Source organism: Variovorax sp. GW822-FHT04E09, from assembly GCF_058800845.1.
On record NZ_JBXAMR010000001.1, the window covers coordinates 653,346 to 678,352 of the forward strand.

Consider the following 25,007-nt stretch of genomic DNA (forward strand, 5'->3'; position numbering starts at 1 on the left):
CCATCCCGCCCCCTCGACCGCTGTCCTCAGGCAGCGGCGCTCCTCCCCACGATGTTTTTCCGGCAAGCCGCCGTTCCGCGGCCTGCCCGTGCTGTTTTTTTCAACGGAGGAAATGAAAGAATGAAGAACTACCAGGCCCTGCTGGGTGCCACCCTCGTCGCCGTGTCGGCGCTCGTCGCGGGCTGCGGCGACAAGACGGACAAGACGGCCCCGCCCGCTTCCGCCGAAGCCAAGCCCGCCGCCCCGGCCGGCAACGACCAGCAGCAGCTCGTCGAGAAGTACAACCTCTACGTCGACGTCTCGAACAACCTGCGCACCTCGTTCCAGGAAGCCCGCGAAAGCTATGTGACCGGCCAGGTGCCGCTGCTGCAGGCCAAGGCGCCGCTCACCAGCCTGCGCATCCAGAACGACATCCTGGTCGATCGCTCGGCCAGGAAGCTCGATGCCGCCGCCGCCATCGCCGCGCCGCTACCCGAGATCGACGAATCGGCCAAGGCCTTCTCGGCCGCGCTCAAGGTGCTGTCGCCCCTGAGCCGCGAGCTGAACGACTACGCCAATTCCAAGGGTTACCTCGCCGACAACGGCGACAAGGCCCGCCAGATGAGCGCCGACTACCTGGCCGCGCTCACCACCGTCGCGCAGGCCGAAGCGGCCTTCGACAAGGGCCTGAGCGCCCGCGACCGGGCGCTCACCAAGGAAGCCTTCGAGAAGGCGCCCAAGGACACCGCCGCCTACTACCGCGCCGGCCTGATCTACCACGGCAAGCTCAACCACGCCGACGCCATGGCGCTGTTCGCCGCGCCCAACGACCCGCAGGCGCTGGCCGCCTTCGAGGCCTCGCTGGCGCTGGTGGCCGACTCGGCCGCAGGCTGGAGCAAGAAGACCAGCGAGCAGTCGACCCAGAACGGCAAGAGCTGCAGCGGCGGCATGCTGCAGATCAACGAGTTCATCGGCCAGTCGCGCTCGGTGATCAAGGACACCAAGGACGGCGTGTTCAAGCGCAAGGAAACCGGTGCGATGGCCCGCATGGGCCGCTCGGCCATCGTCGACGCGGCCAACCGCTACAACCAGAACTTCGCCAACATGATCGGCCAGTTCAACCGCCCGCTTTGCTGAGCGGGCCAAGGGGCACGGGGCGTGCGGGCCGCCCGGCCCGTCGCCGATAATCCGGGGCATGAATCCCTTGCTTGCCAAATTGCAGCCGTACCCGTTCGAGCGGCTGAAGCAACTGTTCGCGGGCGTCACGCCCGCCCCCGAATTCGCCCCCATCAGCCTGGGCATCGGCGAGCCCAAGCACGCCACGCCGGCCTTCATCAAGGATGCGCTGAGCGCCGGCCTCGGCGCCCTCGCCGCCTACCCGGCCACCGCCGGCGAGCTGAAACTGCGCACCGCCTTCACCCATTGGCTGCATCGCCGCTACAGCCTGACGCTCGACCCGGCCACCCAGGTGCTGCCGGTCAACGGCTCGCGCGAGGCGCTGTTCTCGCTCGCCCAGACCGTGGTCGACGCCAGCGCCCACCCGAAGCCGGTGGTGATGTCGCCCAACCCGTTCTATCAAATCTACGAGGGCGCGGCCCTGCTCTCGGGCGCCGAGCCGTACTACGCGCCCAGCGTGCCCGCGCGCAACTTCGCGGTCGACTGGGACAGCGTGCCGGACGACGTCTGGGCCCGCACCCAGCTCGTGTTCGTCTGCTCGCCGGGCAATCCCACGGGCGCGGTGATGTCTCTGGACGAGTGGAAGAAGCTCTTCGCGCTGTCCGACCGCCACGGCTTCGTGATCGCCGCCGACGAGTGCTACAGCGAGATCTACTTCCGCGACGAGCCCCCGCTGAGCGGCCTGGAAGCCTCGATGAAGCTCGGCCGTCCCGATTTCAAGAACCTGATCGCGCTCACCTCGCTTTCGAAGCGCAGCAACGTGCCCGGCCTGCGCAGCGGCTTCGTGGCCGGCGACGCGGCGCTCATCAAGGGCTTTTTGCTCTACCGCACGTACCACGGCAGCGCCATGAGCGGCGCCGTGGCCGCCGCCAGCATCGCGGCCTGGGGCGACGAGTCGCACGTGGTCGACAACCGCGCCCAGTACCGCGCCAAGTTCGCGGCCGTCACGCCGCTGCTCGAACCCGTGCTCGACGTGCGCCTGCCCGACGCCAGCTTCTACCTCTGGGCCGGCGTGCCCGAAGTGTGGGCTGGCGACGACGAAGCCTTCGCCCGCGCGCTCTACGCTCAATACAATGTCACGGTTCTGCCGGGGAGCTATCTGGCGCGCGACACCGACCACAGCGCCAACCCGGGCCGCGGTCGCATCCGCATGGCGCTGGTGGCCGAAACGGCCGAGTGCGTCGAGGCCGCCCAGCGCATCGTCCGGTTCGTCAAAGACGGCCGCCGCTGACCCCCTGTCGCCCCGCTTCCCTGCCCCTTTTTCACCCGAGACTCTCTCCATGACACAGCAACTGCAACAAATCATCGACGCCGCGTGGGAAGACCGCGCCAACATCTCGATCAACGCCGCCCCCGCCGAAGTGCGTGACGCCGTCGAGCACGTGATCACCGAGCTGAACAACGGCAAGCTGCGCGTCGCCACCCGCCAGGGCGTGGGCCAGTGGACCGTGCACCAGTGGATCAAGAAGGCCGTGCTGCTGTCGTTCCGCCTGAAGGACAACGAGCAGATCCAGGCCGGCTCGCTGGGCTTCTACGACAAGGTGCCGACCAAGTTCTCGCACCTGTCGGCCGCCGAGCTGAAGGAATCGGGCGTGCGCATCGTGCCGCCGGCCGTGGCCCGCCGCGGCAGCTTCATCGCCAAGGGCGCGATCCTGATGCCCTCGTACGTGAACATCGGCGCCTACGTGGGCGAAGGCTCCATGGTCGACACCTGGGCCACCGTCGGTTCGTGCGCGCAGGTCGGTGCCAACGTGCATCTGTCGGGCGGCGTGGGCCTGGGCGGCGTGCTCGAGCCGCTGCAAGCCAACCCGACCATCATCGAAGACAACTGCTTCATCGGCGCGCGCTCCGAAGTCGTCGAAGGCGTGATCGTCGAAGAGAACTCGGTGCTGGGCATGGGCGTGTACCTGGGCCAGAGCACCCCGATCTTCAACCGCGACACCGGCGAGATTTCGTACGGCCGCGTGCCCGCCGGCAGCGTGGTCATCAGCGGCAGCCTGCCCAAGAAGACCAAGTCGGGCCAGGACTACAGCACCTACGCCGCGGTCATCGTGAAGACGGTCGACGCGCAGACGCGTTCGAAGACCAGCCTGAACGACCTGCTGCGCGACTAAAACGCACCCACCACCGGCCGCCTGCTTCAACGCGCGCGGCCGGTTCGCTTCTTCCCTGAGAAAAAAACAGCACCGAGGAGAGAGACCGATGAACATGATGGAACGGATTCTTCGTTTGATGGCCGAGCGCAAGGCCTCCGACATCTACCTCTCGGCCCACTCCCCGGTGATGATCCGCATCAACGGCAACTGCCTGCCGATCAATGCGCAGGTGCTGCCCCCGACCGCGCCGCTGGCGCTGCTGTCGGAAGTGGTGCCCGAAGCCCGCATCCAGGAACTGGAAAACACGGGCGAACTCAACATGGCCGTCGCCCTCGAAGGCGCCGGCAACTACCGCATCAGCGCCATGCGCCAGCGCGGCAGCTACGCCGTGGTGGTGCGGCACATCGCCTCGGTCATCCCCAGCTTCGACGACCTGAACCTGCCCGACATCCTGAAGTCGCTCATCATGGAAAAGCGCGGGCTGATCCTGATGGTGGGCGCCACCGGCGCGGGCAAGACGACCACGCTGGCCTCGATGCTCGACTACCGCAACGAGCACGCCAGCGGCCACATCCTCACGGTCGAGGAGCCGATCGAGTTCACCTACACCAACAAGAAATCGCTGGTGAACCAGCGCGACGTGGGCAGCGACACCACCTCGCTGCAGGTGGCCCTGAAGAACGCGCTGCGCCAGGCGCCCGACGTGATCCAGATCGGCGAAATCCGCGACCGCGACACCATGACGGCCGCCATCGCCTACGCGCAGTCGGGCCACCTGTGCGTGGCCACGCTGCACGCCAACAACAGCTACCGCGCGCTCAACCGCATCCTGAGCTTCTTTCCGGTCGAGGTGCGCCCCACCCTGCTGGGCGACCTGGGCTCGGCGCTGCGCGCCGTGGTGTCGCAGCGCCTGCTGCGCACGCCGGCCGGCGGGCGTGTGCCCGCGCTCGAAGTGATGCTGAACACCGCGCTGGTGGCCGACCTGATCGAAAAGGGCGACTTCTCCGGCGTCAAGGAGGCCATGGAGCAGTCGATGGCCGAAGGCTCGCAGACCTTCGAGGAAGACATCGCCCGCCTCATCACCGAGGAACGCGTGACCCGCGAAGAAGGCCTGGCCAACGCCGACTCCCCCACCAACCTGATGTGGCGCCTGCAGAACCGCGACGCGCCCAAGAAGCAGGCCGAGGATCGCGACCTGACCGACCAGCTCGACGAACCCACCTTCACCGACATCACGCTAGACGTGAAGTTCTGACCGCCCCTTAATCCCCGCTCCCTCGATGTCCCGTACGCTCCAGCTCGCCGAACAACTGATCTCGCGCCCTTCCGTCACCCCCGACGACGCGGGTTGCCAACAGATCCTGGGCGAACGCCTCGCCGCGCTGGGCTTCACGCTGGAAACCATCGAGAGCGGCCCGGCCGATTTCCGGGTCACCAACCTCTGGGCCGTGCGCCGCCCCACCAACGGCAAGGCCACGAAGACGCTGGTCTTCGCCGGCCACACCGACGTGGTGCCCACGGGCCCGCTCGACCAGTGGAGCAGCCACCCGTTCACGCCCACGCACCGCGACGGCAAGCTCTACGGCCGCGGCGCCTGCGACATGAAGACCTCGGTCGCGGCCTTCGTGACCTCCATCGAAGAATTCCTGCAGGGCGAGCCCGACCCGACCCTCACGCTGGCGCTGCTGCTGACCAGCGACGAGGAAGGCCCGGGCGTCGACGGCACCGTGATCGTCTGCAACGCGCTGGCCGCACGCGGTGAAACCATCGACTACTGCATCGTCGGCGAGCCCACCTCGGTCGCGCGCTGCGGCGACATGATCAAGAACGGCCGCCGCGGCACCATGAGCGGCAAGCTCACGGTGAACGGCGTGCAGGGCCACATCGCCTACCCGCACCTGGCGAAGAACCCGGTGCATGCGGTGGCGCCCGCGCTGGCCGAGCTGGTGGCGATCAACGCGGCCGGCGGCTGGGACGCGCAAAGCAACCCCTACTTCCAGCCCACCAGCTGGCAGATCAGCAATTTCCACGCGGGCACCGGCGCGAGCAACGTCATTCCGGGCAGCGCGGTGATCGACTTCAATTTCCGCTTCTCGACCGAGTCCACGCCCGAGTCGCTGCAGCAGCGCGTGCACGCCGTGCTCGACGCACACGGCGTCGACTGCACACTGGCCTGGACCGTCGGCGGCCTGCCCTTCCTGACCACGCCCGGCGAACTCGTCACGGCGGTGCAGGCGGCGATCCGCGAAGAGACCGGCCTGGACACCGAGCTGTCGACCAGCGGCGGCACCAGCGACGCGCGCTTCATCGCCAAGATCTGCAAGCAGGTCGTCGAGTGCGGCCCCGTGAACGCCAGCATCCACAAGATCGACGAGCACATCGAGGTCGCCGAGATCGAGACGCTGAAGAACATCTACCTGCGCACGCTGCGCGGGCTCGACGCGGCGCTCGCCCAGGGCGCGCGATGAGCACGGTCATTGAACTGATCGAAGCCGGCGCCAAGCGGCTCGAAGACGCCGGCGTGGCCTTCGGCCACGGCACCGCCAACGCCTTCGACGAAGCCGCCTGGCTCGTGCTGTGGCGCCTGAAGCAGCCGCTGGACGACCTCGACGCGGTGGCTGACACCCCCGTGTCGCAAGCCGACGCTGCCAAGGTGGCCGCCCTCATCGACGAGCGCATCGCCACGCGCAAGCCCGCCGCCTACCTCACCAAAGAGGCGTGGCTGCAGGGCGTGCCCTTCTACGTGGACGAGCGCGCCATCGTGCCGCGCAGCTTCATTGCCGAGCTCATCGCCGACGGCAGCATCGACTACTGGCTGGGCGAGCACACACAGCGCGTGCTCGACCTGTGCACCGGCAACGGCAGCCTCGCGGTGCTCGCGGCGCTCACCTACCCAGATGTGACGGTCGATGCCGCCGACTTGTCGACCGAAGCGCTCGAAGTGGCCGCCATCAACGTCACGCGCCACGCGCTCGACGCGCGCGTCAAGTTGATCGAATCGGACGGCCTGAAGAACGTGCCCGGTACGTACGACCTCGTGCTGTGCAACCCGCCCTACGTGAACAGCGCCAGCATGGCCGCGCTGCCCGCCGAATACCGCGCCGAGCCCGAACTGGCGCTGGCCGGCGGCACCGACGGCATGGATTTCGTGCGGCAACTGTTCGCCGACGCGCCCGCCCGCATGAGCGAGCAGGCCGTGCTGGTGCTGGAGATCGGCAACGAGCGCGACTACTTCGAGGCCGCGTTTCCGCAGCTCGAGGTGGTCTGGCTCGAAACCTCGGCCGGCGAAGACCAGGTGTTGCTGGTCACCCGGACGGCGCTGCTGGCCGGCGCCGGCGTGCGTTAGCGACGCCCGCCGCCCCCGCTTCACCGCCTTGCACGCAGCCTCCGGGCTGCGCCCCCTTTCATCGGGCGATGTCCGCCTTTGCCCCTTCGCGCCGGGTCGCCGAAGGCCGGGCGGGATAATCGCCCCTACGGTTCCTCACTCATGATCACTCTCAAAAACGTCATTCTTCGCCGCAGCGCCAAGAAACTGCTGGACGGCGCCACCGTCAATCTCAACCCCGGCGAAAAGGTCGGCCTGGTGGGACGCAACGGCGCCGGCAAGTCGTCGCTGTTCGCGCTGTTCAACGGCACGCTGCACGAAGACGGCGGCGATTTCTACATTCCCAAGCAGTGGCGCATGGCCCAGGTGGCACAGGACATGCCCGAGACCGAGGAGTCGGCCACCGACTTCGTGGTCGGCGGCGACACGCGCCTGACCGAACTGCGCGCCACGCTGGCCGCCATCGAGGCCGCCTACGCCGAGAACCCCGACGACGCCGACATCGGCATGGAGCTGGCCCACGCCTACACCGACCTGGCCGATGCCGGCGAGCACGACGCCGTGCCGCGCGCGCAGGCGCTGGTGCTCGGGCTGGGCTTCAAGTCGCACGAGCTCGACGAGCCCGTCAACAGCTTCTCGGGCGGCTGGCGCATGCGCCTGCAGCTGGCGCGCGCGCTGATGTGCCCGAGCGACCTGCTGCTGCTCGACGAACCGACCAACCACCTGGACCTGGACGCGCTCGTCTGGCTCGAAGCCTGGCTGCAGAAGTACCCGGGCACCATGATCGTCATCAGCCACGACCGCGAGTTTCTCGACGCCGTGACCGACGTCACCCTGCACATCGCCAACGCGCAGCTCACGCGCTACGGCGGCAACTACAGCAAGTTCGAAGACATGCGCGCGCTGCAGATGGAACAGCAGCAGGTGGCCTTCAGCAAGCAGCAGGACAAGATCGCCCACCTGCAGAAGTTCATCGACCGCTTCAAGGCCAAGGCCAGCAAGGCCAAGCAGGCGCAAAGCCGCGTCAAGGCGCTGGAGCGCATGGAAAAAGTGGCGCCGCTGCTGGCCGAGGCCGACTTCACCTTCGAGTTCAAGGAGCCGGGCAACATCCCGAACCCGATGCTCTCGATCGACAACGCGAGCTTCGGCTACGAGGTTGAAGGCGAAGCGCCCAAGACCATCCTGCGCGGCGTGAGCCGCTCGGTGCTGGCGGGCCAGCGCATCGGCATCCTGGGCGCCAACGGCCAGGGCAAGTCGACGCTGGTGAAGACCATCGCGCGCGAAATGGGCGCGCTGGCCGGCCAGGTCACCGAAGGCAAGGGCCTGAACATCGGCTACTTCGCGCAGCAGGAACTCGACGTGCTGCGCCCACAGGACAACCCGCTGGAGCACATGGTGCGCATGGCGCGCGAGCTGGGTAGCAATGCCAAGGAAGCCACCGGCGAGCAGGCCCTGCGCGGCTTCCTGGGCAGCTTCAACTTCAGCGGCGACATGGTCAAGCAGCCCGTGGGCACCATGAGCGGCGGCGAAAAGGCCCGCCTCGTGCTCGCGATGATGGTCTGGCAGCGCCCCAACCTGTTGCTGCTGGACGAGCCCACCAACCACCTGGACCTGGCCACCCGCGAGGCCCTGGCCGTGGCGCTCAACGAGTTCGAAGGCACGCTGATGCTGGTGAGCCACGATCGTGCGCTGCTGCGCTCGGTGTGCGACGAGTTCTGGCTCGTGGGCCGCGGCGTCGTCACCGACTTCGACGGCGACCTGGACGACTACCAGCGCTACCTGCTCGACGAATCCAAGCGCCTGCGCGAAGAGGCCAAGGTGGCCGTGCGCGAAGCGGACGCCGTGGCGGCGGCAGCTGCGGCCGCCGCAGCGGCAGCGCCAGTGAAGAGCAGCAACACCCCCGAGCAGCGCAAGCAGGACGCCCAGGAGCGCCAGCAGCGCAGCGAGCAGGCCAAGCCGCTGAAGAAGGAGATCGCCAAGATCGACGAGCGCATGGCCGCGGCCAGCACCGAGCGCAGCACGCTCGAAGCCCGGCTGGCCGAACCGCTGCCGCCCGCGGAGATCGCCGACGCCGGCAAGCGGCTGAAGGCGCTCAACGACGAGATCGCGCAGCTGGAAGAGCGCTGGCTGGCGCTGTCCGACCAGCTCGAAGCGCTGGCGGCGTAGGGCCTGTTCACCCTATTTCTGGCGTCGCGAAGGTCTGCCACGGCGGGCCAATCAAGGCGCGTGACGCCGCGTGTGCATGCGCACACGCAAGGAGCGCAACGCCGAGTGGCCCGCCGTGGCAGACCTTCCCTTCGGGTTGGCTGGCAAAGGGGCCGTCTGCGGCGTTGCCCGCGCTTGCAAGGCTTCAGCCTTGCTGCGCACGGGCGCCTTGCAGCCAGCCCCTTTGCCAGCCAACGCGACGCTAGAAATAGGGTGAACAGGCCCTAAGCCCCCTGCCCGCGCGCGGCTGGCAACCCGCCGGCCGGTGCGGGCCGGGTAGCATGACACGCTCAGGGAACCCGCCAAGGAGCCACGCTGCATGCCTTCTTCGATCGAACTCGCCCGGGGCGATGAAAGACTCATCGCGGCCATCCACCGCAGCCGACGCCTGATCGGCCGCAAGGCCCTCATGGCCGCCGCCGCCAGCGCCGTGCCGCTGCCCGGCGTCGACTGGATGGCCGACGCGGCGCTGCTGTCGCGCCTCGTGCCGCAGATCAGCGCAGAGTTCGGGCTCTCGGTCACCCAGGTCGAAAAGCTCGCGCCGCACCAGCGCGAGCGCATCCAGAAGGCCGCGACCACGCTCGGCGCCCTGCTCGTGGGACGGCTCGTCACGCGCGAGCTGCTCATGAAGCTCGCCCGCCACGCCGGCATCCGCCTCACCGCCAAGCAGGCCACCAAGTACGTCCCCATCGCCGGGCAGGTGGTGTCGGCCGCGCTCGGCTATGCCGCGTTGCGCGCGCTGGGCGAACAGCACATCAAGGACTGCGTGCGCGTGAGCACCACGCTGGCCCTGACGCCGCCCGAGCCCGCCGAACGGCTCAAGCCGGCCTGATCCGGCCACTTCCGGCTCAGTTGCCGGCTCAGTCGCCGGCTCAGTCGCCGGCTGGCGGCGGCCCATAGTGCGGGGCCGGCCGCAGCGCCTCTTCCTTCATGCGCTGCTCGTAGGCGGCCAGCAGCGCGACGTAGTGGCGCGACATCACGTCGCTCACCCGCCCCAGCCCGATCTTGCTGACCGTGGGCTGCGGAATGCCCGTGCGTTCCTGGATCTGCTTTTGCGTCAATCCGAGCGCTCGCAGCGCCTGCACCAATTCGCGTGGCTTCATATCGATCCTCCCTTTTTTTCCTATTTTAGAGTCCAATACGAATATTCATCTGCGCTTGAATCTCCACCCCATGGAGACTATTGCTTCACGTGCCCTGGCCGCACGCAAATTCGCCAAGATGACGCAGAAGCAGGCCGAGGCCGCTTCGGGCGTCAAGCAGTCGAGCATCTCGAAGATCGAGCGTGGCGACACCAGCCGGTCGATGAGCGTGCTCGCCCTGGCACGCGCCTACCGCGCCGACCCCAACTGGCTCGACACCGGCGACGGCCCGGCCCCGTGGGACGAGGTGCAGATCCGCCTGGCACGCGACAACGCCCACGAGCCGCCCGGCCCCTACCGCGTCACCCGCATCGCGCCCGTCGGCCCGGCCTTCGCACCCCAGACGCCCGGCACCGTGCCGCTGATCTCGTGGGAGCAGGCCGGCGAATGGCGCGGCGCCGAATCGCCGCCCCGGCCCACGCTGGCCGAACGCTGGATTCCCTGCATCGCGCACCACAGCGCCGGCACCTACGCGCTGCGCGTGCGCGGCGACAGCATGACCTCGCCGCACGGGCACCTGAAGAGCTACCCGGCCGGATCGATCGTCTTCGTCGACCCGCAGCACACCACGCCCGACGACGGCGAGCGCGTGGTCGCCAAGCTCGACGACGACATCCGCGGCGAAGTCACCTTCAAGGTCTACAAGGAAGACGCGGGCCGCCGCTGGCTGCTGCCGCTGAACCCCGCGCACGAGGCGGTGCGCGTGCCCTTCACCGTGCTGGGCACCGTGATCGGCAAGTGGGAAGACGAAGACTGAAGGCCCAAAGGGCCTCTTTTCGCGAGGTCAGGTTGCGTACAGATTCGCCGGGCACAGTGAGGTTTCTCCCGGTGGCTTGCACCTCTGATCCTCCCTCCTCCAGCAAGTCACCTTCCAGCCCGCCCTCGTGCGGGCTGTTTTTTTGCCTGCACCGCTGCGCGCCGGGCAGAGGCTTTTGATGGGGTCGATTCTTTCTGGTATATAATTCGCGGTTGCCCGAAATGATCGGGCATTTGCCTGGCCAGGCAAGCTGAATCTCATACCAGCGCGTCGAAGTCATAGCGACGAGAAAAACAACAATGACTTCCGCAAACGAATCTTTGCCGTAGCGTGGACCGCGTAAGAGTTCACGACCACATTCCGACAAAAGCCCTCCTCGCGAGGGCTTTTTCATTTCTGCGCGCTGGCGCCCCCAAGGCGTCCGCCTTCCGTCAACCCCTCTTTTTTCCTACACGGTGTAACGGAATGCGACCTACGCAGTACCACGCGGGCCCAAGAGACGATTCGTTCACTGTCAGCACAGGGAACAAAGGGAATCACATGAGCCTCAGGGACATCCGCGAACGCTACGGCGTCAGCTTCGAAAGAGGAGCCCGCGTCATCTGCGGCGGCCGGCTCGGCACCGTCGCCGGCGCGAGCAATTCGCACATCCGCATCAAGTTCGACGGGCGCCAGATCAGCAGCCCGTGCGATCCCCTGGAGGTTCAGCCCTGCCACGAAGGCGCCGTGAACCTCTCGCCGCAGACCACGCAAGACTGGCACGCCCCGGCGTAGCCCTGCCTGCGTGCCCGATGGGGCACATCTTCCTTGGCGTCCACGGTGTGGCGCAGCCGTCGCGTAGCATCGGCGCGCACCCCTCACACCGCCAAGGAAACCCATGAAGACACTGAAGAGGACACTGGCACTCGCGACGATCGGCCTGGCAGCAGTGGCTACGTCGGCGCAGGCGCAGACCCGACCCGTCGTGCAGTTCATCGCCACGGGCGGCACCATCGCGATGAAGATCGACCCCGTCACCAAGGGCGTGGTGCCCGCGATCTCGGGCGACGACCTGATGCAGACGGTGCCCGACGCCGGCAAGTACGCGACCATCGAGGTCAACAACTTCTCGGCCATGTCGTCCAATTACATCGAGGCGAAATGGTGGACGCGCCTGACCAAGGCCGTCGACGATGCGCTCGCGCGCCCCGAGGTGGCCGGCGTGGTCATCGCGCACGGCACCGACACCATGGAAGAAACGGCCTACTGGCTGGACCTGACCGTCAAGTCCGACAAGCCGGTGATCCTGATCGGCGCGCAGCGCAATGCCTCGTCGCCCGACTTCGACGGCCCGCGCAACCTGCTCAACGCCATCCGCATCGCCACCACGCCCGAAGCGCGCGGCAAGGGCGTGATGCTGGCGATGAACAACCAGATCAACGCGGCGCGCAACGTCACAAAGACGCACACCGCCAACGTCGAGACCTTCAATTCGGGCGACTTCGGTTTCCTGGGCGAGGTGTGGGACGACAAGGTCGTCTTCACCCGCGCGCCGCTGCGCCGCCAGCACATCGACATCGGCACCGCCGAGATGCCGCGCGTGGAAATCGTCGCCATGTTCGGCGGCGCCGACGGCTCGCTCATGCGTTACGCCGTCGACCAGGGCGCCAAGGGCATCGTGGTGCAGGCGGTGGGCATGGGCAACATGAACGTCTCGATGTTCGAGGCGCTCAAGTACGCGCTGTCGAAAGGCGTGCCGGTGGTCGTCTCCACGCGCGTGCACAACGGCCGCACGCGCCCGGTCTACGGCTTCGTGGGTGGCGGCAAGACCAGCGACGAGGCCGGCGCCGTGATGGCGGGCGACCTGAGCCCGCAGAAGGCGCGCCTGCTGCTCATGCTCCAGCTGCACCGCGGCGTCACCAGCAAGGCCGAGCTGCAGGCCGCGTTCGACCGCTGAGCCCCGCGCACCGCGTCAGGCCGGCGCGCCGGCCAACGCATCGATCAGGGCACGCGAGGCGGACGACAGCCGCCGGTGCGGCGCATAGATCACCGACACCGGCCGCGAACGCCCGCATGCCGGCGCCAGCACCTCCACCGCGCGGCCCTGCGCGAACAACGGGCGCGCGATGAAGTCGTAGGTCTGACAGATCCCGAGCCCGCTCAGCGCGAGCGCAACCACGCCCAGCACATCGTCCGACACCTGGAGGCTGCCGTGCGGCGTCCAGTCCACGTCGCGCCCGTCCTCCTGAAGAATCCACGGCGCCACGCGGCCGGTGCTGGGCATCACGAAAGGCAGGCAGGCGTGCTGCGCGAGGTCGCCGATGCGCGCCGGCATGCCTGCGCGCGCGATGTAGTCCGGCGCGGCCAGCAGGCACATCGGCGCGTCCTCGAGCTTGCGCCCGACCAGGCCGCTGTCGGGCAGCGGACCCATGCGGATCGCGAGGTCGTAGCCCTCGGCCACGAGGTCGACGTTGCGGTTGGTGATGTTCAGCTCGACGCGCACCTGCGGATGGCGGGTGCAGAAAGGCTGCAACAGCGCCGGCAGCCGGTGATGGGCGTAGGTGGTGGGCACGCTCAGGCGCACGCTGCCGGTCAGCTCATCGCCCTGCCCCTGCATCGTGCGCTCGGCATCGTCGATGAGCGCGAAGGCCGCGCGCGACTGCTCCAGGTACAGCCGCCCCTGCTCGGTGAGGCTCAGGCGCCGCGTCGTGCGGCGCAGCAACTGCACGCCCAGCCGCGCCTCCAGGCGCGTGATCGCGCGGCTGAGCACCGAGGGCGTCGTCGCCAGCGCCACGGCGCCGGCCGTCATCGAGCCCTTGTCGACCACAGTGACGAAGGTTTCCACATCTCCGAGGTGATCGAATCGGCGGCTCATCTTGTCTCCTGAAGAACAAATGTTTTCCTGACCGGCCAGTTTATCGCCGGAGAGGCAATCAATACATTCGATCTCGAGGGCCGCAGGGCCCGGCCTCTTCACCCTTTTCCAGGAGCTACAGATGACTTCCACCACCACCGCCCCGTCGATCCGCCCCGTGCTCATGGTGCTCACCAGCCATGGCACCAAGGGCGCTACCCGCGGCGAGCCGACGGGCTTCTACCTCGGCGAACTGACCCACCCGCTGGCCGAGCTCGAAGCTGCCGGCATCCCCTTCGAACTCACGTCCATCCAGGGCGGCGAACCGCCGGTCGATGGCCTGGACCTCGGCGATGCGGTCAATGCGCGCTACTGGAACGACAGCGGCTTTCGCGACGCCCTGCGCCACACGCAGCGCCTGGGCGACGTCGACGCGTCAAGGTACAGCGCGATCTTCTTTGCCGGCGGACACGGCGCGATGTGGGACTTTCCGACCAGCCCCGACGCGGCGCGCGTGACCCGCGAGGTCTATGAAGCGGGCGGCGTGGTGAGCGCGGTGTGCCACGGCCCCGCGGCGCTGGTCAACGTGACGCTCGGCAACGGCGCCTACCTGGTCGCGGGCAAGAACCTCAGCGCCTTCACCGACGACGAAGAACGCGCTGTCGGCCTCGCACAGACCGTGCCCTTCCTGCTCGCCACCACGCTCGTGCAACGCGGCGCGCACCACCATCCGGCGCCCGACTGGGCGGCGCAGGTCGTGGTCGACGGCCGGCTCGTCACGGGGCAGAACCCGCAATCGGCCGCGGGTGTCGGCGCGGCGATGCGCGAGCTGCTGCTGCGCCAGAACTGAAAGGAAAGAACGTCCATGAACTCGCTCCACAAACTCGCCGCCCTCGTGACCCTCGGCATGGCCGCGCTCGGCGCGCAGGCTGCCAACGTGCTGGTCGTGCTGTCGGATGCCGACCACCTCGACCTGAAGGACGGCAAAGTCTTCGCCACCGGCTTCTATCTGAACGAGCTGATGCAGCCGGTGAAGCTGCTGCTCGACGCCGGCCACCAACTGACCTTCGCCACGCCCCAGGGCAACGCGCCCACCGTGGACGCGTCGTCGGTCGACAAGATGTATTTCGATGGCGACGAAGCCGCCCTCAAGCGGCACAAGGCGCTGCTCGACAAACTGAAGCTCACCTCGCGCACGGACTCGCCGGTGATCAGCCTGTCGCGCGTGGCGCAGATCGGCTACGCCCGCTTCGACGCCGTCTATGTGCCGGGCGGCCATGCGCCCATGCAGGACCTGCTGACCAGCCCCGCGCTGGGCCGGCTGCTCGCGGACTTTCATGCGCGCCACAAGACCACGGCCCTCGTGTGCCACGGCCCGATCGCACTGCTCTCGACCTTGCCCGATGCACAGGGCTTCACGAACCGGCTCGCGGCGGGCGGCACGGTCGAACAACGTCCCGACTGGATCTACGCCGGCTACCGCATGACCGTGATCAGCAATCAGGAAGAGGAGCTTGCCAAGGCGGCGCTGCAGGGCGGCACGATGAAGTTCTATCCGCAGACCGCGCTGCAGCAGGCCGGCGGTGCCTACAGCAGCAACCAGGCGCCGTTCACGCCGAACGTGGTGATGGACCGCGAGCTCATCACCGGGCAGAACCCGGCGTCGGCGCTCGGCGTGGGGCGCGAACTGCTCAAGCGGCTCAGGCAACAGCCGGCGTCCTGACCGCCTTTCTCGCGTCGGACCCAAGAAAAAAGCCAGCTGTCAGGTTGACAGCTGGCTTTTCATGTTTCGCATGGCTCGGTGGTAGGACGTACTGGATTCGAACCAGTGACCAACGGATTAAAAGTCCGCTGCTCTACCAACTGAGCTAACGTCCCGGAACCATTTTTTTTGCTTCTTGCCGACGTTGAATCCAGCAAAGCCTTGGATTATAGCGTGGTGTTTCTCGCAATTTCGTCGAGCACCCACCCTGCCGCACATTGACCGAAGGTGGCGGTCACGCTGACCACCGATCCGTAGCCGTGGCAGTTGAGCGAACCGTCGCCCGCATCGATCTGGCAGGACGCATCGGGCGGTGCCACGCTCTCGCGACTGAACACGCAGGCCAAGCCGATCTTGCGGCCTTCGCGCGGTGCGCCGTGCAGTTTGCGCAGCCGCTGGCGAAGCTGGGCCAGCAGCGGGTCGTGGGTGACGAGCGACAGGTCGTCGATGTCGACCTTGTGCGCCTGCCGCTTGCCGCCCGCCGCACCGACGGTGATGAACGCGGTGCTGCGCGACACGGTGCGCGCCCAGGCGGCCATGGCGAGCTTGGCCTTCACCTGGTCGCAGGCATCGATGACCGCGTGCACCGGCCCGTGGGCGGCCTGTGCGGTCTCGAGCAGCGACGCCCAGTTGTCGGGCTCGACGAACTCGTCGATGGCGAGCACCTGGCAGTCGGGGTTGATCTGCGCGATGCGCTCGCGCATGGCCTCGACCTTGGCCTGCCCGACGGTCGAGTCGAGCGCGTGGATCTGGCGGTTGATGTTCGACTCCGACACGTGGTCGAGGTCGATGAGCGTCAGTCGCCCCACCCCGCTGCGTGCCAGCGCCTCCACTGCCCACGAGCCCACGCCGCCGATGCCGACGACCAGCACATGCGCGTGACGGATGCGCGCGGCACCGGCCACGCCGTACAGGCGCTCGAGGCCGCCGAAGCGGCGCGCAAAGTCAGGCGCCGCGGTGTCGGTGAGGACATCCGCGGCGGCCATGGGGAGGGGCGAGGCTTCTTCAGCCGAAGGCATCATCGAAGCACTCTCAAGCGGAACACTCCGCCGAAACGGTCATTGCATCAACGCAGGCGCGACAGACGCTCGCGGCCGGCCTGTGCGGCTTCCGACTGCGGGTAGGCCTTGGTCAGGTCTTCCAGCGTGCGGCGTGCGGCGCGCGTGTCCTTCAGTTCGATCTGGCAATTCGCAATCGACAGCACGGCTTCGGGCGCCTTGGCGTGGTCGGGCGCGAGCGAGAGCATCGAGCGGAAATTGGCGATGGCTTCGTTGTAGTTGCGCGTGGCGTACTGCGCATTGCCGAGCCAGAACAGCGCGGACGCGTTGTAGCCGCTTTGCGGGTAGCGCTTCACGAACTCGGCGAAGGCGGTCTGGGCCTGGGCGAACTGGCCCGAGCGGAAGACGCCCAGGGCGGCTTCGAAGTCGGCCTTTTCCTTCGGATCGGCGTTGAACTCGCGGCCGTCGATCGAGACCTTGGAAGGCTCGTTCTGCTTGAGCTTGTCGTCGATCGTGGTCTGGCGCGACTGCATTTCGCTCAGCGTGCGCGTGAGCTGCTCGTTCTGGCCGGTCATGCGTGCCAGCTCGCCGCGCATCTGCTCGATCTGGCTTTGCAGGTCGAGCAGGCTGCGGCGCAGCTGGCCGTTCTCGTCGGCCAGGCGCTGGTCGGTCTGCTGGCGCATGGCTTCGACGCGCTGGCGCAGGTCGAGGATGGCGCGGCGCGCCTCGTCGTCCTCGAACAGCGCCGCCTGCGAGCCGGCCGACGCGCAGAACAAGGCGGCGGCGAGGGCCGCGCCTCGCCACAGGGCACGTGGCTGCATCACCGGGTGTAGCGGATTTCAGCGCGGCGGTTCTGCGCCCACACTTCTTCACCCGAGCCTTGGGCCGCGGGCTTTTCCTTGCCGAAGCTCACGGCTTCGATCTGGCTGTCGTTCACGCCCAGCAGCGTGAGCGCACGGCGCACGGCTTCGGAACGCTTCTGGCCGAGGGCCAGGTTGTACTCGCGGCCGCCGCGCTCGTCGGTGTGGCCTTCGATCGAGATGCGACGTTGCGTGGCGCCCTTGAGGAAGCGTGCATGGCCGTCGATCACCGACTGGAACTCGGGCTTGACCGTGTAGCTGTCGTAGTCGAAGTACACGATGCGTGCCACGCCGACCGGACCTTGCGCCGTGTTTGCGTTGGGGTCGATGGTCACCGGGGCCACGGCGGTTGCGCCGCCTTGCTGGCCGCCGGCCGTGCCGCTGCGGTCGGTGACCGGCGTTTCGTTGAGCTTGGTGCCCGACGAGCAACCGGCGATGAGCGCCACGATGGCGAGCGAATAGATCGTACGTTTCAACATTTGCGAACTCCTCAAGTAAATTTATCTGGTCAATGCTTATTGCTTCTGAAACGGACCCCAGTCCGGTTCACGGATGTCTCCCGCCTGACCCGCGAGGCGGGCCTTGATCTTTCCGTCCAGCGTGGTCGTCATGAGCGCCTCGCGGCCCTGCAGGTGCGTGGCATAGACGATCAGCTTGCTGTTGGGTGCGAAGCTCGGGCTCTCGTCGGCCGTGGTGTCGGTGATCGCGGCGACATTGCCGCTGGCCAACTCCATCACGTGGAGTTTGAACGCACCGCCGACCCGCGAGATGTAGGCCAACCACCGGCCATCGCCGCTGACAGATGGAGAAATGTTGTAGGTGCCGCTGAAGGTGACCCGCGTCGGGTTGCCGCCGCTGGCGCTCATCTTGTAGATCTGGGGCGCGCCGCCGCGGTCGCTCACGAAGTAGATCGTGCTGCCGTCGGCCGAGTACACGGGCTCGGTGTCGATGCTCGAGCTTTGGGTGAGGCGGCGCGGTTCGCCGCCGCTGGCCGGGATGGTGTACAGCTGCGAGCCGCCGTCGCGGCTGAGCGTGACGGCCAGCGAGCCGCCGTCGGGCGCCCACGCCGGAGCGCTGTTGGAGCCCTTGAAGTTGGCGAGCAACCGGCGCTGGCCGCTGGCCACGTTGTGCACGTAGACCACGGGCTTGCGCGACTCGAAGGACACATACGCCAGCTGCTGGCCGTTGGACGACCAGCAGGGCGAGATGATCGGCTCGGGGCTGGCGAGCGCGGCCTGCGCGTTCTCGCCGTCGGCGTCGGCCACCCACAGCGAGTAGCGGCTGCCGCCCTTGGTGACGTAGGCGATGCGGGTCGAGAAGATGCCCTTCTCGCCGGTCAGCTTCTCATACACGTAGTCGGCGATGCGGTGGGCTGCCAGGCGCAGGTCGCCCTGCGGCACGGTGTAGCTCTGGCCGCCGAGGTCGCGGTCTTTCACGACGTCCCACAGGCGGAAGCGCACGTCGTAGCGGCCGTCGCCCAGCCGGCTCACGCTGCCCACCACGAGCGAGTCGGCGGTGCGCTGGCGCCACAGGGCGAGGTCGGGGCGCGAGGACTCGTCGAGCGCCTGGCCCGAGGCATCGACGCCGCGGAACTGGCCGCTGCGTTCGAGGTCGGCCTGGACGATGTCGGAAATCTTCTGGGGCGAGGCGTCCTGCCCCCGGAAAGGCACGAGCGCGATCGGCAACTGCGTCAATCCCACGCCCGACACCTCGACCCGGAACTGGGCCATGGCGGGAAGCATGGGAGAGGCAGCAAGGGCCGCGATGAGGCTGCGGCGTGCAATCAACGATGAAGAAGGAGTTGGGGAAAGATCTGGCAACGGCTTGTTCATGCGGTTCGGAGAGGTTTCCGGGTAAAAAGTTTCTCCCCGGCGTTTCACGGGCCACATGTTACACACTGGGTTGAACCCGCCGTCACAAAACGTTTATCCGGCGAAATGGTCCTACAGCCCTTCAAAAAGGCGGTCGGAGCCGCCCCGTAAAATCCGCCGCCATATGCAAGCATCCCCCGGCAGCGAGAGCGCCCGCCCTCCCCTCATGCGCAGGCTGGCGCGACTCATGACCTGGTTCGGCAGTTCGCGCCAATGGTGGGCCGTGGGGCTGATCGGCGCCCTGCTGGCCGCGCTCACCGAGCCGCTCATGGCCGCCCTGCTCAAGCCGCTGCTCGACCGGGGCTTCACGCGCGGCGAAATGCCGCTGTGGTTCATTCCGGCCGCCGTGCTCCTGCTGTTCGCGGTGCGCGGCATCGCGCAGTTCATTTCGCAGTACGCGCTCTCTCGCATCGCCAACGAAGGCATGCAGAAGCTGCGCCGCGTGCTGTTCGAGCGACTGCTCGGCGCCGAGCTGGCGCTGTTCGCGCGGCAGTCGGCCAGCGCACTGTCGAACACCGTGGTGTACGAGGTGCAGACCGGCGCCATGCTGCTGGTGCAAGCGCTGCTCGGGCTCTCGCGCGACGGCTTCACGCTGATCGCGCTGCTGGGCTACCTGGTCTACCTGAACTGGAAGCTCACGCTCATCGTCGCCTTCCTGGTGCCCAGCATCTCCTGGATCATGAAGGTGTTCTCCAAGCGCCTGTACAAGCTCACGCAGCAAGGCCAGCAGGCCACCGACGAGCTGGCCTACGTGGTCGAGGAAAACGTGCTGGCCCACCGCGTCGTGCGGCTGCACGGCGCGGAGCAGGCGCAGGAGCGCCGCTTCGAACAACTGAGCCAGCGCCTGAACCGCCTCGCCGTGAAGTCCACCATCGCCCAGGCCGCCACCACGCCGCTGACGCAGATGATGGCCTCGCTGGCGCTGTCGGTGGTGGTGATGATCGCCCTCTGGCAAAGCGGCAAGCAGGGCTTCACGGTGGGCGGCTTCGTCGCCTACATCACGGCCATGCTGATGCTGATCGCACCGATCCGCCGCCTGGCCGAAGTGGCCGGGCCGATCACGCGCGGCCTTGCAGCGCTGGAGCGTGGGCTGATCCTCATCGACGAAGTGGCGCCCGAATCGCAGGGCACCTTCAGCATTGCGCACGCGCAAGGCCACATCGAGCTGCGCAACGTGCAGGTCAGCTACCGCGGCGACGACGAACAGCGCGCGCTCGACGGCGTGAACCTCGTCATCGAGCCCGGCCAGGTGGTGGCCTTCGTCGGCCCCTCGGGCTCGGGCAAGACCACGCTGGTCAACCTGCTGCCGCGCTTCGTGCAGCCCAGCGGCGGCCAGGTGCTGCTCGACGGCCACGACACCAGCGAATGGCAGCTCAAGAGCCTGCGCGCCCAGTTCGCGATGGTGAGCCAGGACGTGGTCATGCTCAACGACACGCTCGCCGCCAACGTGGCGCTGGGCGGCGACATCGACATCGCGCGCGTGCAGTCCTGCCTCGAGGCGGCCAACCTGAGCACGCACGTCGAGACCCTGCCGCAGGGCATCGACACCGTGCTGGGCCACAACGCCACGCAGCTGTCGGGCGGCCAGCGCCAGCGGCTGGCGATTGCCCGCGCGCTCTACAAGAACGCCCCCGTGCTGCTGCTCGACGAAGCCACGTCGGCGCTGGACACCGAATCGGAACGGCTGGTGCAGGACGCCCTGCAGCGCCTGATGCAAGGCCGCACCACGCTGATCGTGGCGCACCGCCTGTCGACCATCCAGCACGCCGACCGCATCATCGTGATGGAGCAAGGCCGCATCGCCGAGCAAGGCAGCCACGAGCAGCTCATGGCGAGCGACGGGCTCTATGCGCGGCTGCAGACGCTGGCGGTGCGCAGCGCGGCGCCGGGGCAGGACCCGACGCTCTGACCGTCAGCGCGCGGTGCCCGCCGCAGCGCGCGCCTTCTTCGCCGCCGGCGCAGCGTTCTGCGGCGGCAGCGTGCCATCGGACACCAGCACGCCCGTCGACAGGATGAATTCCGCAGCGCTTTCGATGTCGCCCTGCAGCGCGGCACGGGCCTTGGCGCCGTCGCGGCGCTTCAATGCGGCCAGCAGCGCCGCATGGTGCGACATCGCCACCTTGTCCCCCACACGGCGCGAGCCGGCCCGCAGGTCGTAGTTGAGGATGGGGCCGATGCGCAGCCACAGCGCCTCGATCATCTGCAACAACACCGGCATGTCGGCGGCGGCGTAGACCGCGAAGTGGAACTCCTTGTTGAAGGTGACGAGCTTCGAGCCGTCCGGGCTCGCCGCATTCATCTCGGCCGCGAACTCGTCGTGCCAGCGCGTGATGTCGCGCAGCGCCACCGCGCCCGACGCCGAGGCCGCCAGCTCCGTGGCCAGGCCTTCGAGGTTGGTGCGGATGGTGGTGATTTCCTTGAACTGTGCCGCCGTCATCCGGGGCACGCGCAAGGTGCGGCTGGGCGTGAGTTCGAGCGCCTGCTCGGCCACCAGGCGTTGCATCGCCTCACGCACCGGCATCACGCTCACGCCCAGTGCCTCGGCCGCGCTGCGCAATGAAATCTGCTCGCCCGGCATCATCTGCCCGCTCATCACGAGGTCGCGCAACTGGTCGTAGACGTTGGCGCTGAGCGTCTGGCGCTTCAGGGGGGTGACGAGATCGGTGAGGCTCATGCGTCGAAGTATATGACCGGGGTATTCCCTATGATTTATCTGTGATCACAGATATACGATCCCCGTCATTCCGAAATCGACCTCAAGGATCTCTTCAGCATGTGGAACAACAACTCCCTCGCCGGCCGGCGCGTGCTCGTCACCGCCGGTGCCAACGGCATCGGCCTGGACATCGTGCGCAGCTTCGCGGCGGCGGGCGCCAAGGTCTTCGTCTGCGACGTGCAGGCTGCCAGCCTCGACCAGCTCGCGCGTGAACTGCCCGAGGTGGGCCGCTGCGTCGCCGACGTGTCCAATGAGGACGACGTGGCCCGCCTCTTCGAGGCCGTCGACCGCGAACTCGGCGGCCTCGACGTGCTGGTGAACAACGCCGGCGTGGCCGGCCCCACCGGGCCGGTCGAGACCGTCTCGCTCGCCGACTGGGAACGCACGATGGCCGTCAACGTCACCGGCCAGTTTCTCTGCGTGCGGCTGGCCGTGCCGCGGCTGCGCAAGGGCCGCCTGCCGGCCATCATCAACCTGTCCTCGGCCGCCGGGCACCTGGGCATGCCGGGGCGCTCGCCCTACTCCGCCTCGAAGTGGGCCGTCATCGGCTTCACGAAAACGCTGGCGCTCGAGCTCGGGGCCGACGGCATCCGCGTCAACGCGATCCTGCCGGGCGCGGTCGACGGTCCACGCATCCGTGCGGTCATCGCCGCCAAGGCCGAGGCGCTGGGCAAGCCGCTCGACGAAGTGACGCGCGCCTACACCGCGCAGGCCGCACTGGGCCGCATGGTCACAGCGACAGACATCGCGAACATGGTTCTGTTCGCCGCCAGCGACCTGGCCGCCAGCGTCACGGGCCAGGAGCTCGTGGTGGACGGCCACACGCAGGCGCTGAGCTGATCCGCTCGCACGCCCTCTCTTTCCCTCTTCTTCTTTCCGGATACCTCATGGCCCAACGCTCCAAAGCCATCATCACCTGCGCCCCCACGGGCGCCATCCACACGCCCAGCATGTCGCCGCACCTTCCCGTGACGGCCGACGAGATTGCGCAAGCCTCGATCGAAGCCGCCCGCGCCGGCGCCGCGATCCTGCACCTGCATGCCCGCGACCCGAAGGACGGCCGCCCTTCGCAGGACCCGGACCTGTTCCGCCCCTTCCTCTCGAAGATCAAGGCCGCGACCGATGCGGTGATCAACATCACCACCGGCGGCAGCCCGCACATGAGCGTCGAGGAGCGCATGCGCCCGGCCACCACCTTCAAGCCCGAGCTCGCGTCGCTCAACATGGGCTCGATGAACTTCGGCCTCTTTCCGATGCTGGAGCGCTTCAAGTCCTTCGAGCATGAATGGGAGCGCGAGCACCTGGAGAACAGCCGCAACCTGATCTTCAAGAACACCTTCGCCGACATCGAGAACATCCTCAAGCTCGGCAACGCCAACGGCACGCGCTTCGAGTTCGAGTGCTACGACGTGAGCCACCTCAACAACCTGCGGCACTTCCTGGACCGCGGGCTGGTGCAGGCGCCGGTCTTCGTGCAGACGGTCTTCGGCATCCTGGGCGGCATCGGCGCCGATCCCGAAGACCTGATGCACATGCGCCGCACCGCCGCGCGGCTGTTCGGCGACCGCTTCGAATGGTCGATCCTCGGCACCGGCCGCAACCAGCTGCCGCTGGCCACCATCGGCGCGGCCATGGGCGCGCACGTGCGCGTCGGGCTCGAAGACTCGCTGTGGATTGGCCCGGGCCGGCTCGCCGCGTCGAGCGCCGAACAGGTGCTGCGCATCCGCACCGTGCTGGAGGCCCTGAACATCGACATCGCGACACCCACCGAAGCCCGCGAGATCCTCGGGCTCAAGGGCGCGGCGAACGTCGACTTCTAGCCCTGCGCCAGAACCACTGACCCGACTCGGCCCGGCCCATGACCGGGCCGCATCTGCACGCCCGCCGGCTCCCGCCGACGACCTTCCGCCAGAACACGACAGGACAGGAGAGAGACATCCCATGCAACACCCATCCATCCCCGCCACGCCGCCGGGCCTGCGCGCCAGCCAGGCCGTCGACGAGCAGGCCTCGCTCAATGCGCTGATCTTCCGCAAGCTCATGCCGCTGCTGGTGCTGGCCTATGTGATCAGCTTCATCGACCGCACCAACATCGCGCTCGCCAAGAGCCACATGGCCGTGGACATCGGCATCTCGGCGGCCGCCTACGGGCTGGGCGCGGGGCTGTTCTTCCTGAGCTACGCGCTGCTCGAAGTGCCCAGCAACCTCGTGATGCACCGCGTGGGCGCCCGCTGGTGGATCGCCCGCATCATGATCACCTGGGGCCTGCTGTCGGCCGGCATGGCCTTCGTCACGGGCGAGACCTCGTTCTACGTGATGCGCATCCTGCTCGGCGCGGCGGAAGCCGGCCTGTTCCCGGGCGTGATGCTGTACCTGAACTACTGGTTCGGCCGCAAGGACCGCGCACGCGCCACGGGCTATTTCCTGCTCGGCGTGTGCATCGCGAACATCCTCAGCGGCCCCGTCGGCGGCGCGCTGCTGCAGATGGACGGCCTGTGGGGCTGGCACGGCTGGCAATGGATGTTCGTGCTCGAAGGCCTGCCCGCCGTGGCGCTGGCCTTCGTGGTCTGGCGCAAGCTGCCCGACGGCCCCTCCAGCGCCAGCTGGCTCACGCGCCCGCAGGCGCAGGCCATCGAACGCCAGCTCGCCGCCGAACGCGCCGAGGACGTGGCCAACGGCCAGGTCGGCGAGTCGTTCCGCGCCTGCCTGGTCGACCGGCAGATCTGGCTGGCGATCTTTGTCTACTTCTGCCACCAGATCAGCATCTACACGGTGATCTTCTTCCTGCCGAGCATCATCGGCACCTACGGCAAGCTCTCGCCGCTGGAAATCGGCGCGCTCAACTCGCTGCCCTGGGTGGCCGCCGCTGTCGGCGCCATTGCGCTGCCGCGGCTCGCGGTCACGCCGCAGCGCGGCCGGCTACTGCTGCTGGTCGGGCTGGTCTCGATGGCGGTGGGCTTGCTGATTGCAGCCTTCGCAAGCCCGGCCGTCGCGCTGGCCGGCTTCTGCCTCACGGGCTCGATGTTCTTCGTGGTGCAGTCCGTGATCTTCCTGTTCGCGTCGTCACGGCTGGCCGGTGTGGCGCTGGCAGGTGGACTCGCGTTGGTCAACACCTGCGGCCTCGTGGGCGGCTTCATCGGGCCGTCGGTGATGGGCTGGATCGAGCAGAGCACGGGCAGCACGAAGAACGGGCTGCTGCTGATCGCCGGCATGCTGGTGGCCGCCGCGCTGGCCAGCGTCTGGATGCGGCAGGGCCAGGAGTCGAAGCGCTGACCCGTCGTTGCAAC

General features: G+C 67.8%; 24 protein-coding genes and 1 tRNA gene. 17 read left to right on the forward strand and 8 right to left on the reverse strand.

All coding sequences use genetic code 11. The annotated features are described in order from the left end of the window. Window positions 1-120 precede the first annotated feature (120 nt). The 8 genes from AC1RL8_RS03100 to AC1RL8_RS03135 all read left to right on the forward strand — a co-directional run bounded on the left by AC1RL8_RS03100 (window position 121) and on the right by AC1RL8_RS03135 (window position 9,613). Window positions 121-1,116 (forward strand): DUF3829 domain-containing protein, encoded by a 996-nt coding sequence (locus AC1RL8_RS03100; RefSeq protein ID WP_492687186.1) that lies wholly within the window; start codon window positions 121-123, stop codon window positions 1,114-1,116. Between the two features lie 58 nt (window positions 1,117-1,174). Next, window positions 1,175-2,386 carry a succinyldiaminopimelate transaminase gene (gene dapC / locus AC1RL8_RS03105; RefSeq protein WP_492687187.1) on the forward strand — a complete coding sequence of 404 codons (1,212 nt, stop codon included), beginning with the start codon at window positions 1,175-1,177 and terminating at the stop codon, window positions 2,384-2,386. A gap of 49 nt (window positions 2,387-2,435) precedes the next feature. Beyond that, on the forward strand, window positions 2,436-3,269 hold the full coding sequence (dapD, locus tag AC1RL8_RS03110) for a 2,3,4,5-tetrahydropyridine-2,6-dicarboxylate N-succinyltransferase (protein ID WP_062470187.1): 834 nt from the start codon (window positions 2,436-2,438) through the stop codon (window positions 3,267-3,269). 88 nt (window positions 3,270-3,357) lie between these two features. After that, complete coding sequence (locus AC1RL8_RS03115) at window positions 3,358-4,506, forward strand: PilT/PilU family type 4a pilus ATPase (protein ID WP_062470184.1); 1,149 nt, start codon at window positions 3,358-3,360, stop codon at window positions 4,504-4,506. 25 nt (window positions 4,507-4,531) lie between these two features. Beyond that, on the forward strand, window positions 4,532-5,719 hold the full coding sequence (dapE, locus tag AC1RL8_RS03120; protein ID WP_492687188.1) for a succinyl-diaminopimelate desuccinylase: 1,188 nt from the start codon (window positions 4,532-4,534) through the stop codon (window positions 5,717-5,719). Beyond that, on the forward strand, window positions 5,716-6,597 hold the full coding sequence (gene prmB / locus AC1RL8_RS03125) for a 50S ribosomal protein L3 N(5)-glutamine methyltransferase (protein WP_492687189.1): 882 nt from the start codon (window positions 5,716-5,718) through the stop codon (window positions 6,595-6,597). The genes dapE and prmB overlap by 4 nt, the downstream gene beginning before the upstream one ends. Window positions 6,598-6,738: 141 nt before the next feature. After that, the gene (locus AC1RL8_RS03130; RefSeq protein ID WP_159276846.1) at window positions 6,739-8,742 is read left to right on the forward strand and encodes an ABC-F family ATP-binding cassette domain-containing protein; all 2,004 of its coding nucleotides are present in this window, start codon (window positions 6,739-6,741) and stop codon (window positions 8,740-8,742) included. Window positions 8,743-9,100: 358 nt separating this feature from the next. After that, window positions 9,101-9,613 (forward strand): hypothetical protein, encoded by a 513-nt coding sequence (locus AC1RL8_RS03135; RefSeq protein ID WP_492687409.1) that lies wholly within the window; start codon window positions 9,101-9,103, stop codon window positions 9,611-9,613. Between the two features lie 40 nt (window positions 9,614-9,653). On the opposite strand, the gene AC1RL8_RS03140 is transcribed toward AC1RL8_RS03135, so the two are convergent. Next, window positions 9,654-9,884 (reverse strand): helix-turn-helix domain-containing protein, encoded by a 231-nt coding sequence (locus tag AC1RL8_RS03140; protein WP_062470169.1) that lies wholly within the window; start codon window positions 9,882-9,884, stop codon window positions 9,654-9,656. A 70-nt stretch (window positions 9,885-9,954) separates the two neighbouring features. Here AC1RL8_RS03140 and AC1RL8_RS03145 point away from each other — a divergent pair, with 70 nt between their 5' ends. From AC1RL8_RS03145 to AC1RL8_RS03155, 3 genes are all read left to right on the forward strand, one after another. Continuing rightward, window positions 9,955-10,680, forward strand: coding sequence for a helix-turn-helix domain-containing protein (locus AC1RL8_RS03145; RefSeq protein ID WP_083259139.1), 726 nt, complete (start codon window positions 9,955-9,957; stop codon window positions 10,678-10,680). Window positions 10,681-11,220: 540 nt separating this feature from the next. Further along, the gene (locus tag AC1RL8_RS03150; RefSeq protein ID WP_070060799.1) at window positions 11,221-11,454 is read left to right on the forward strand and encodes a hypothetical protein; all 234 of its coding nucleotides are present in this window, start codon (window positions 11,221-11,223) and stop codon (window positions 11,452-11,454) included. Window positions 11,455-11,557: 103 nt separating this feature from the next. After that, window positions 11,558-12,616, forward strand: coding sequence for an asparaginase (locus AC1RL8_RS03155; protein ID WP_070060800.1), 1,059 nt, complete (start codon window positions 11,558-11,560; stop codon window positions 12,614-12,616). 15 nt (window positions 12,617-12,631) lie between these two features. On the opposite strand, the gene AC1RL8_RS03160 is transcribed toward AC1RL8_RS03155, so the two are convergent. After that, window positions 12,632-13,534, reverse strand: a complete 903-nt coding sequence (locus AC1RL8_RS03160) for a LysR family transcriptional regulator (protein WP_492687410.1) — start codon at window positions 13,532-13,534, stop codon at window positions 12,632-12,634. Window positions 13,535-13,655: 121 nt separating this feature from the next. On the opposite strand from AC1RL8_RS03160, the gene AC1RL8_RS03165 reads away from it, so the two are divergent. Continuing rightward, window positions 13,656-14,363: a type 1 glutamine amidotransferase domain-containing protein gene (locus AC1RL8_RS03165; protein WP_492687411.1), complete on the forward strand. Its 708-nt coding sequence runs from the start codon at window positions 13,656-13,658 to the stop codon at window positions 14,361-14,363. Between the two features lie 15 nt (window positions 14,364-14,378). Beyond that, a complete protein-coding gene (locus AC1RL8_RS03170; protein ID WP_492687412.1) occupies window positions 14,379-15,236 on the forward strand; it encodes a type 1 glutamine amidotransferase domain-containing protein in 858 nt (285 codons plus the stop codon). Between the two features lie 79 nt (window positions 15,237-15,315). On the opposite strand, the gene AC1RL8_RS03175 is transcribed toward AC1RL8_RS03170, so the two are convergent. From AC1RL8_RS03175 to tolB, 5 genes are all read right to left on the reverse strand, one after another. After that, window positions 15,316-15,391: transfer RNA gene (locus AC1RL8_RS03175), tRNA-Lys, on the reverse strand. A 51-nt stretch (window positions 15,392-15,442) separates the two neighbouring features. Continuing rightward, a complete protein-coding gene (locus AC1RL8_RS03180; protein ID WP_235926844.1) occupies window positions 15,443-16,261 on the reverse strand; it encodes a tRNA threonylcarbamoyladenosine dehydratase in 819 nt (272 codons plus the stop codon). 80 nt (window positions 16,262-16,341) lie between these two features. Continuing rightward, window positions 16,342-17,094 carry a tol-pal system protein YbgF gene (ybgF, locus tag AC1RL8_RS03185; RefSeq protein ID WP_062470144.1) on the reverse strand — a complete coding sequence of 251 codons (753 nt, stop codon included), beginning with the start codon at window positions 17,092-17,094 and terminating at the stop codon, window positions 16,342-16,344. Then, window positions 17,094-17,612 carry a peptidoglycan-associated lipoprotein Pal gene (pal, locus tag AC1RL8_RS03190; protein ID WP_062470142.1) on the reverse strand — a complete coding sequence of 173 codons (519 nt, stop codon included), beginning with the start codon at window positions 17,610-17,612 and terminating at the stop codon, window positions 17,094-17,096. The genes ybgF and pal overlap by 1 nt, the downstream gene beginning before the upstream one ends. Before the next feature lie 36 nt (window positions 17,613-17,648). Continuing rightward, window positions 17,649-18,965: a Tol-Pal system beta propeller repeat protein TolB gene (tolB, locus tag AC1RL8_RS03195; RefSeq protein WP_095745431.1), complete on the reverse strand. Its 1,317-nt coding sequence runs from the start codon at window positions 18,963-18,965 to the stop codon at window positions 17,649-17,651. A gap of 163 nt (window positions 18,966-19,128) precedes the next feature. Here tolB and msbA point away from each other — a divergent pair, with 163 nt between their 5' ends. Beyond that, window positions 19,129-20,913 (forward strand): lipid A export permease/ATP-binding protein MsbA, encoded by a 1,785-nt coding sequence (gene msbA, locus AC1RL8_RS03200; RefSeq protein WP_307588499.1) that lies wholly within the window; start codon window positions 19,129-19,131, stop codon window positions 20,911-20,913. 3 nt (window positions 20,914-20,916) lie between these two features. Here msbA and AC1RL8_RS03205 read toward each other — a convergent pair whose 3' ends face one another. Next, entirely contained in the window at window positions 20,917-21,678 is a 762-nt protein-coding gene (locus AC1RL8_RS03205; protein ID WP_341892454.1) for a GntR family transcriptional regulator, read from the reverse strand. A gap of 99 nt (window positions 21,679-21,777) precedes the next feature. Here AC1RL8_RS03205 and AC1RL8_RS03210 point away from each other — a divergent pair, with 99 nt between their 5' ends. The 3 genes from AC1RL8_RS03210 (at window position 21,778) to AC1RL8_RS03220 (ending at window position 24,993) form a co-directional block, all read left to right on the forward strand. Beyond that, window positions 21,778-22,560 (forward strand): SDR family oxidoreductase, encoded by a 783-nt coding sequence (locus AC1RL8_RS03210; RefSeq protein WP_095948650.1) that lies wholly within the window; start codon window positions 21,778-21,780, stop codon window positions 22,558-22,560. Between the two features lie 47 nt (window positions 22,561-22,607). Beyond that, entirely contained in the window at window positions 22,608-23,540 is a 933-nt protein-coding gene (kce, locus tag AC1RL8_RS03215) for a 3,5-dioxohexanoate:acetyl-CoA acetone transferase (protein ID WP_492687413.1), read from the forward strand. 121 nt (window positions 23,541-23,661) lie between these two features. Then, a complete protein-coding gene (locus tag AC1RL8_RS03220) occupies window positions 23,662-24,993 on the forward strand; it encodes an MFS transporter (protein ID WP_492687414.1) in 1,332 nt (443 codons plus the stop codon). The last annotated feature ends 14 nt before the right edge of the window (window positions 24,994-25,007 follow it).

What these genes read in the sequence shown, in the direction of transcription:
- dapD (WP_062470187.1), top strand. Translation starts at nt 2,436, where the DNA reads ATGACACAGCAACTGCAACAAATCATCGACGCCGCGTGGGAAGACCGC.
- AC1RL8_RS03145 (WP_083259139.1), top strand. Translation starts at nt 9,955, where the DNA reads ATGGAGACTATTGCTTCACGTGCCCTGGCCGCACGCAAATTCGCCAAG.
- dapE (WP_492687188.1), top strand. Translation starts at nt 4,532, where the DNA reads ATGTCCCGTACGCTCCAGCTCGCCGAACAACTGATCTCGCGCCCTTCC.
- AC1RL8_RS03180 (WP_235926844.1), bottom strand. Translation starts at nt 16,261, where the DNA reads ATGGCCGCCGCGGATGTCCTCACCGACACCGCGGCGCCTGACTTTGCG.
- AC1RL8_RS03155 (WP_070060800.1), top strand. Translation starts at nt 11,558, where the DNA reads ATGAAGACACTGAAGAGGACACTGGCACTCGCGACGATCGGCCTGGCA.
- dapC (WP_492687187.1), top strand. Translation starts at nt 1,175, where the DNA reads ATGAATCCCTTGCTTGCCAAATTGCAGCCGTACCCGTTCGAGCGGCTG.
- AC1RL8_RS03210 (WP_095948650.1), top strand. Translation starts at nt 21,778, where the DNA reads ATGTGGAACAACAACTCCCTCGCCGGCCGGCGCGTGCTCGTCACCGCC.
- prmB (WP_492687189.1), top strand. Translation starts at nt 5,716, where the DNA reads ATGAGCACGGTCATTGAACTGATCGAAGCCGGCGCCAAGCGGCTCGAA.
- tolB (WP_095745431.1), bottom strand. Translation starts at nt 18,965, where the DNA reads ATGAACAAGCCGTTGCCAGATCTTTCCCCAACTCCTTCTTCATCGTTG.
- AC1RL8_RS03150 (WP_070060799.1), top strand. Translation starts at nt 11,221, where the DNA reads ATGAGCCTCAGGGACATCCGCGAACGCTACGGCGTCAGCTTCGAAAGA.
- AC1RL8_RS03130 (WP_159276846.1), top strand. Translation starts at nt 6,739, where the DNA reads ATGATCACTCTCAAAAACGTCATTCTTCGCCGCAGCGCCAAGAAACTG.
- AC1RL8_RS03135 (WP_492687409.1), top strand. Translation starts at nt 9,101, where the DNA reads ATGCCTTCTTCGATCGAACTCGCCCGGGGCGATGAAAGACTCATCGCG.
- AC1RL8_RS03165 (WP_492687411.1), top strand. Translation starts at nt 13,656, where the DNA reads ATGACTTCCACCACCACCGCCCCGTCGATCCGCCCCGTGCTCATGGTG.
- ybgF (WP_062470144.1), bottom strand. Translation starts at nt 17,094, where the DNA reads ATGCAGCCACGTGCCCTGTGGCGAGGCGCGGCCCTCGCCGCCGCCTTG.
- AC1RL8_RS03220 (WP_492687414.1), top strand. Translation starts at nt 23,662, where the DNA reads ATGCAACACCCATCCATCCCCGCCACGCCGCCGGGCCTGCGCGCCAGC.
- kce (WP_492687413.1), top strand. Translation starts at nt 22,608, where the DNA reads ATGGCCCAACGCTCCAAAGCCATCATCACCTGCGCCCCCACGGGCGCC.
- AC1RL8_RS03140 (WP_062470169.1), bottom strand. Translation starts at nt 9,884, where the DNA reads ATGAAGCCACGCGAATTGGTGCAGGCGCTGCGAGCGCTCGGATTGACG.
- AC1RL8_RS03100 (WP_492687186.1), top strand. Translation starts at nt 121, where the DNA reads ATGAAGAACTACCAGGCCCTGCTGGGTGCCACCCTCGTCGCCGTGTCG.
- msbA (WP_307588499.1), top strand. Translation starts at nt 19,129, where the DNA reads ATGCAAGCATCCCCCGGCAGCGAGAGCGCCCGCCCTCCCCTCATGCGC.
- AC1RL8_RS03205 (WP_341892454.1), bottom strand. Translation starts at nt 21,678, where the DNA reads ATGAGCCTCACCGATCTCGTCACCCCCCTGAAGCGCCAGACGCTCAGC.
- AC1RL8_RS03170 (WP_492687412.1), top strand. Translation starts at nt 14,379, where the DNA reads ATGAACTCGCTCCACAAACTCGCCGCCCTCGTGACCCTCGGCATGGCC.
- AC1RL8_RS03160 (WP_492687410.1), bottom strand. Translation starts at nt 13,534, where the DNA reads ATGAGCCGCCGATTCGATCACCTCGGAGATGTGGAAACCTTCGTCACT.
- AC1RL8_RS03115 (WP_062470184.1), top strand. Translation starts at nt 3,358, where the DNA reads ATGAACATGATGGAACGGATTCTTCGTTTGATGGCCGAGCGCAAGGCC.
- pal (WP_062470142.1), bottom strand. Translation starts at nt 17,612, where the DNA reads ATGTTGAAACGTACGATCTATTCGCTCGCCATCGTGGCGCTCATCGCC.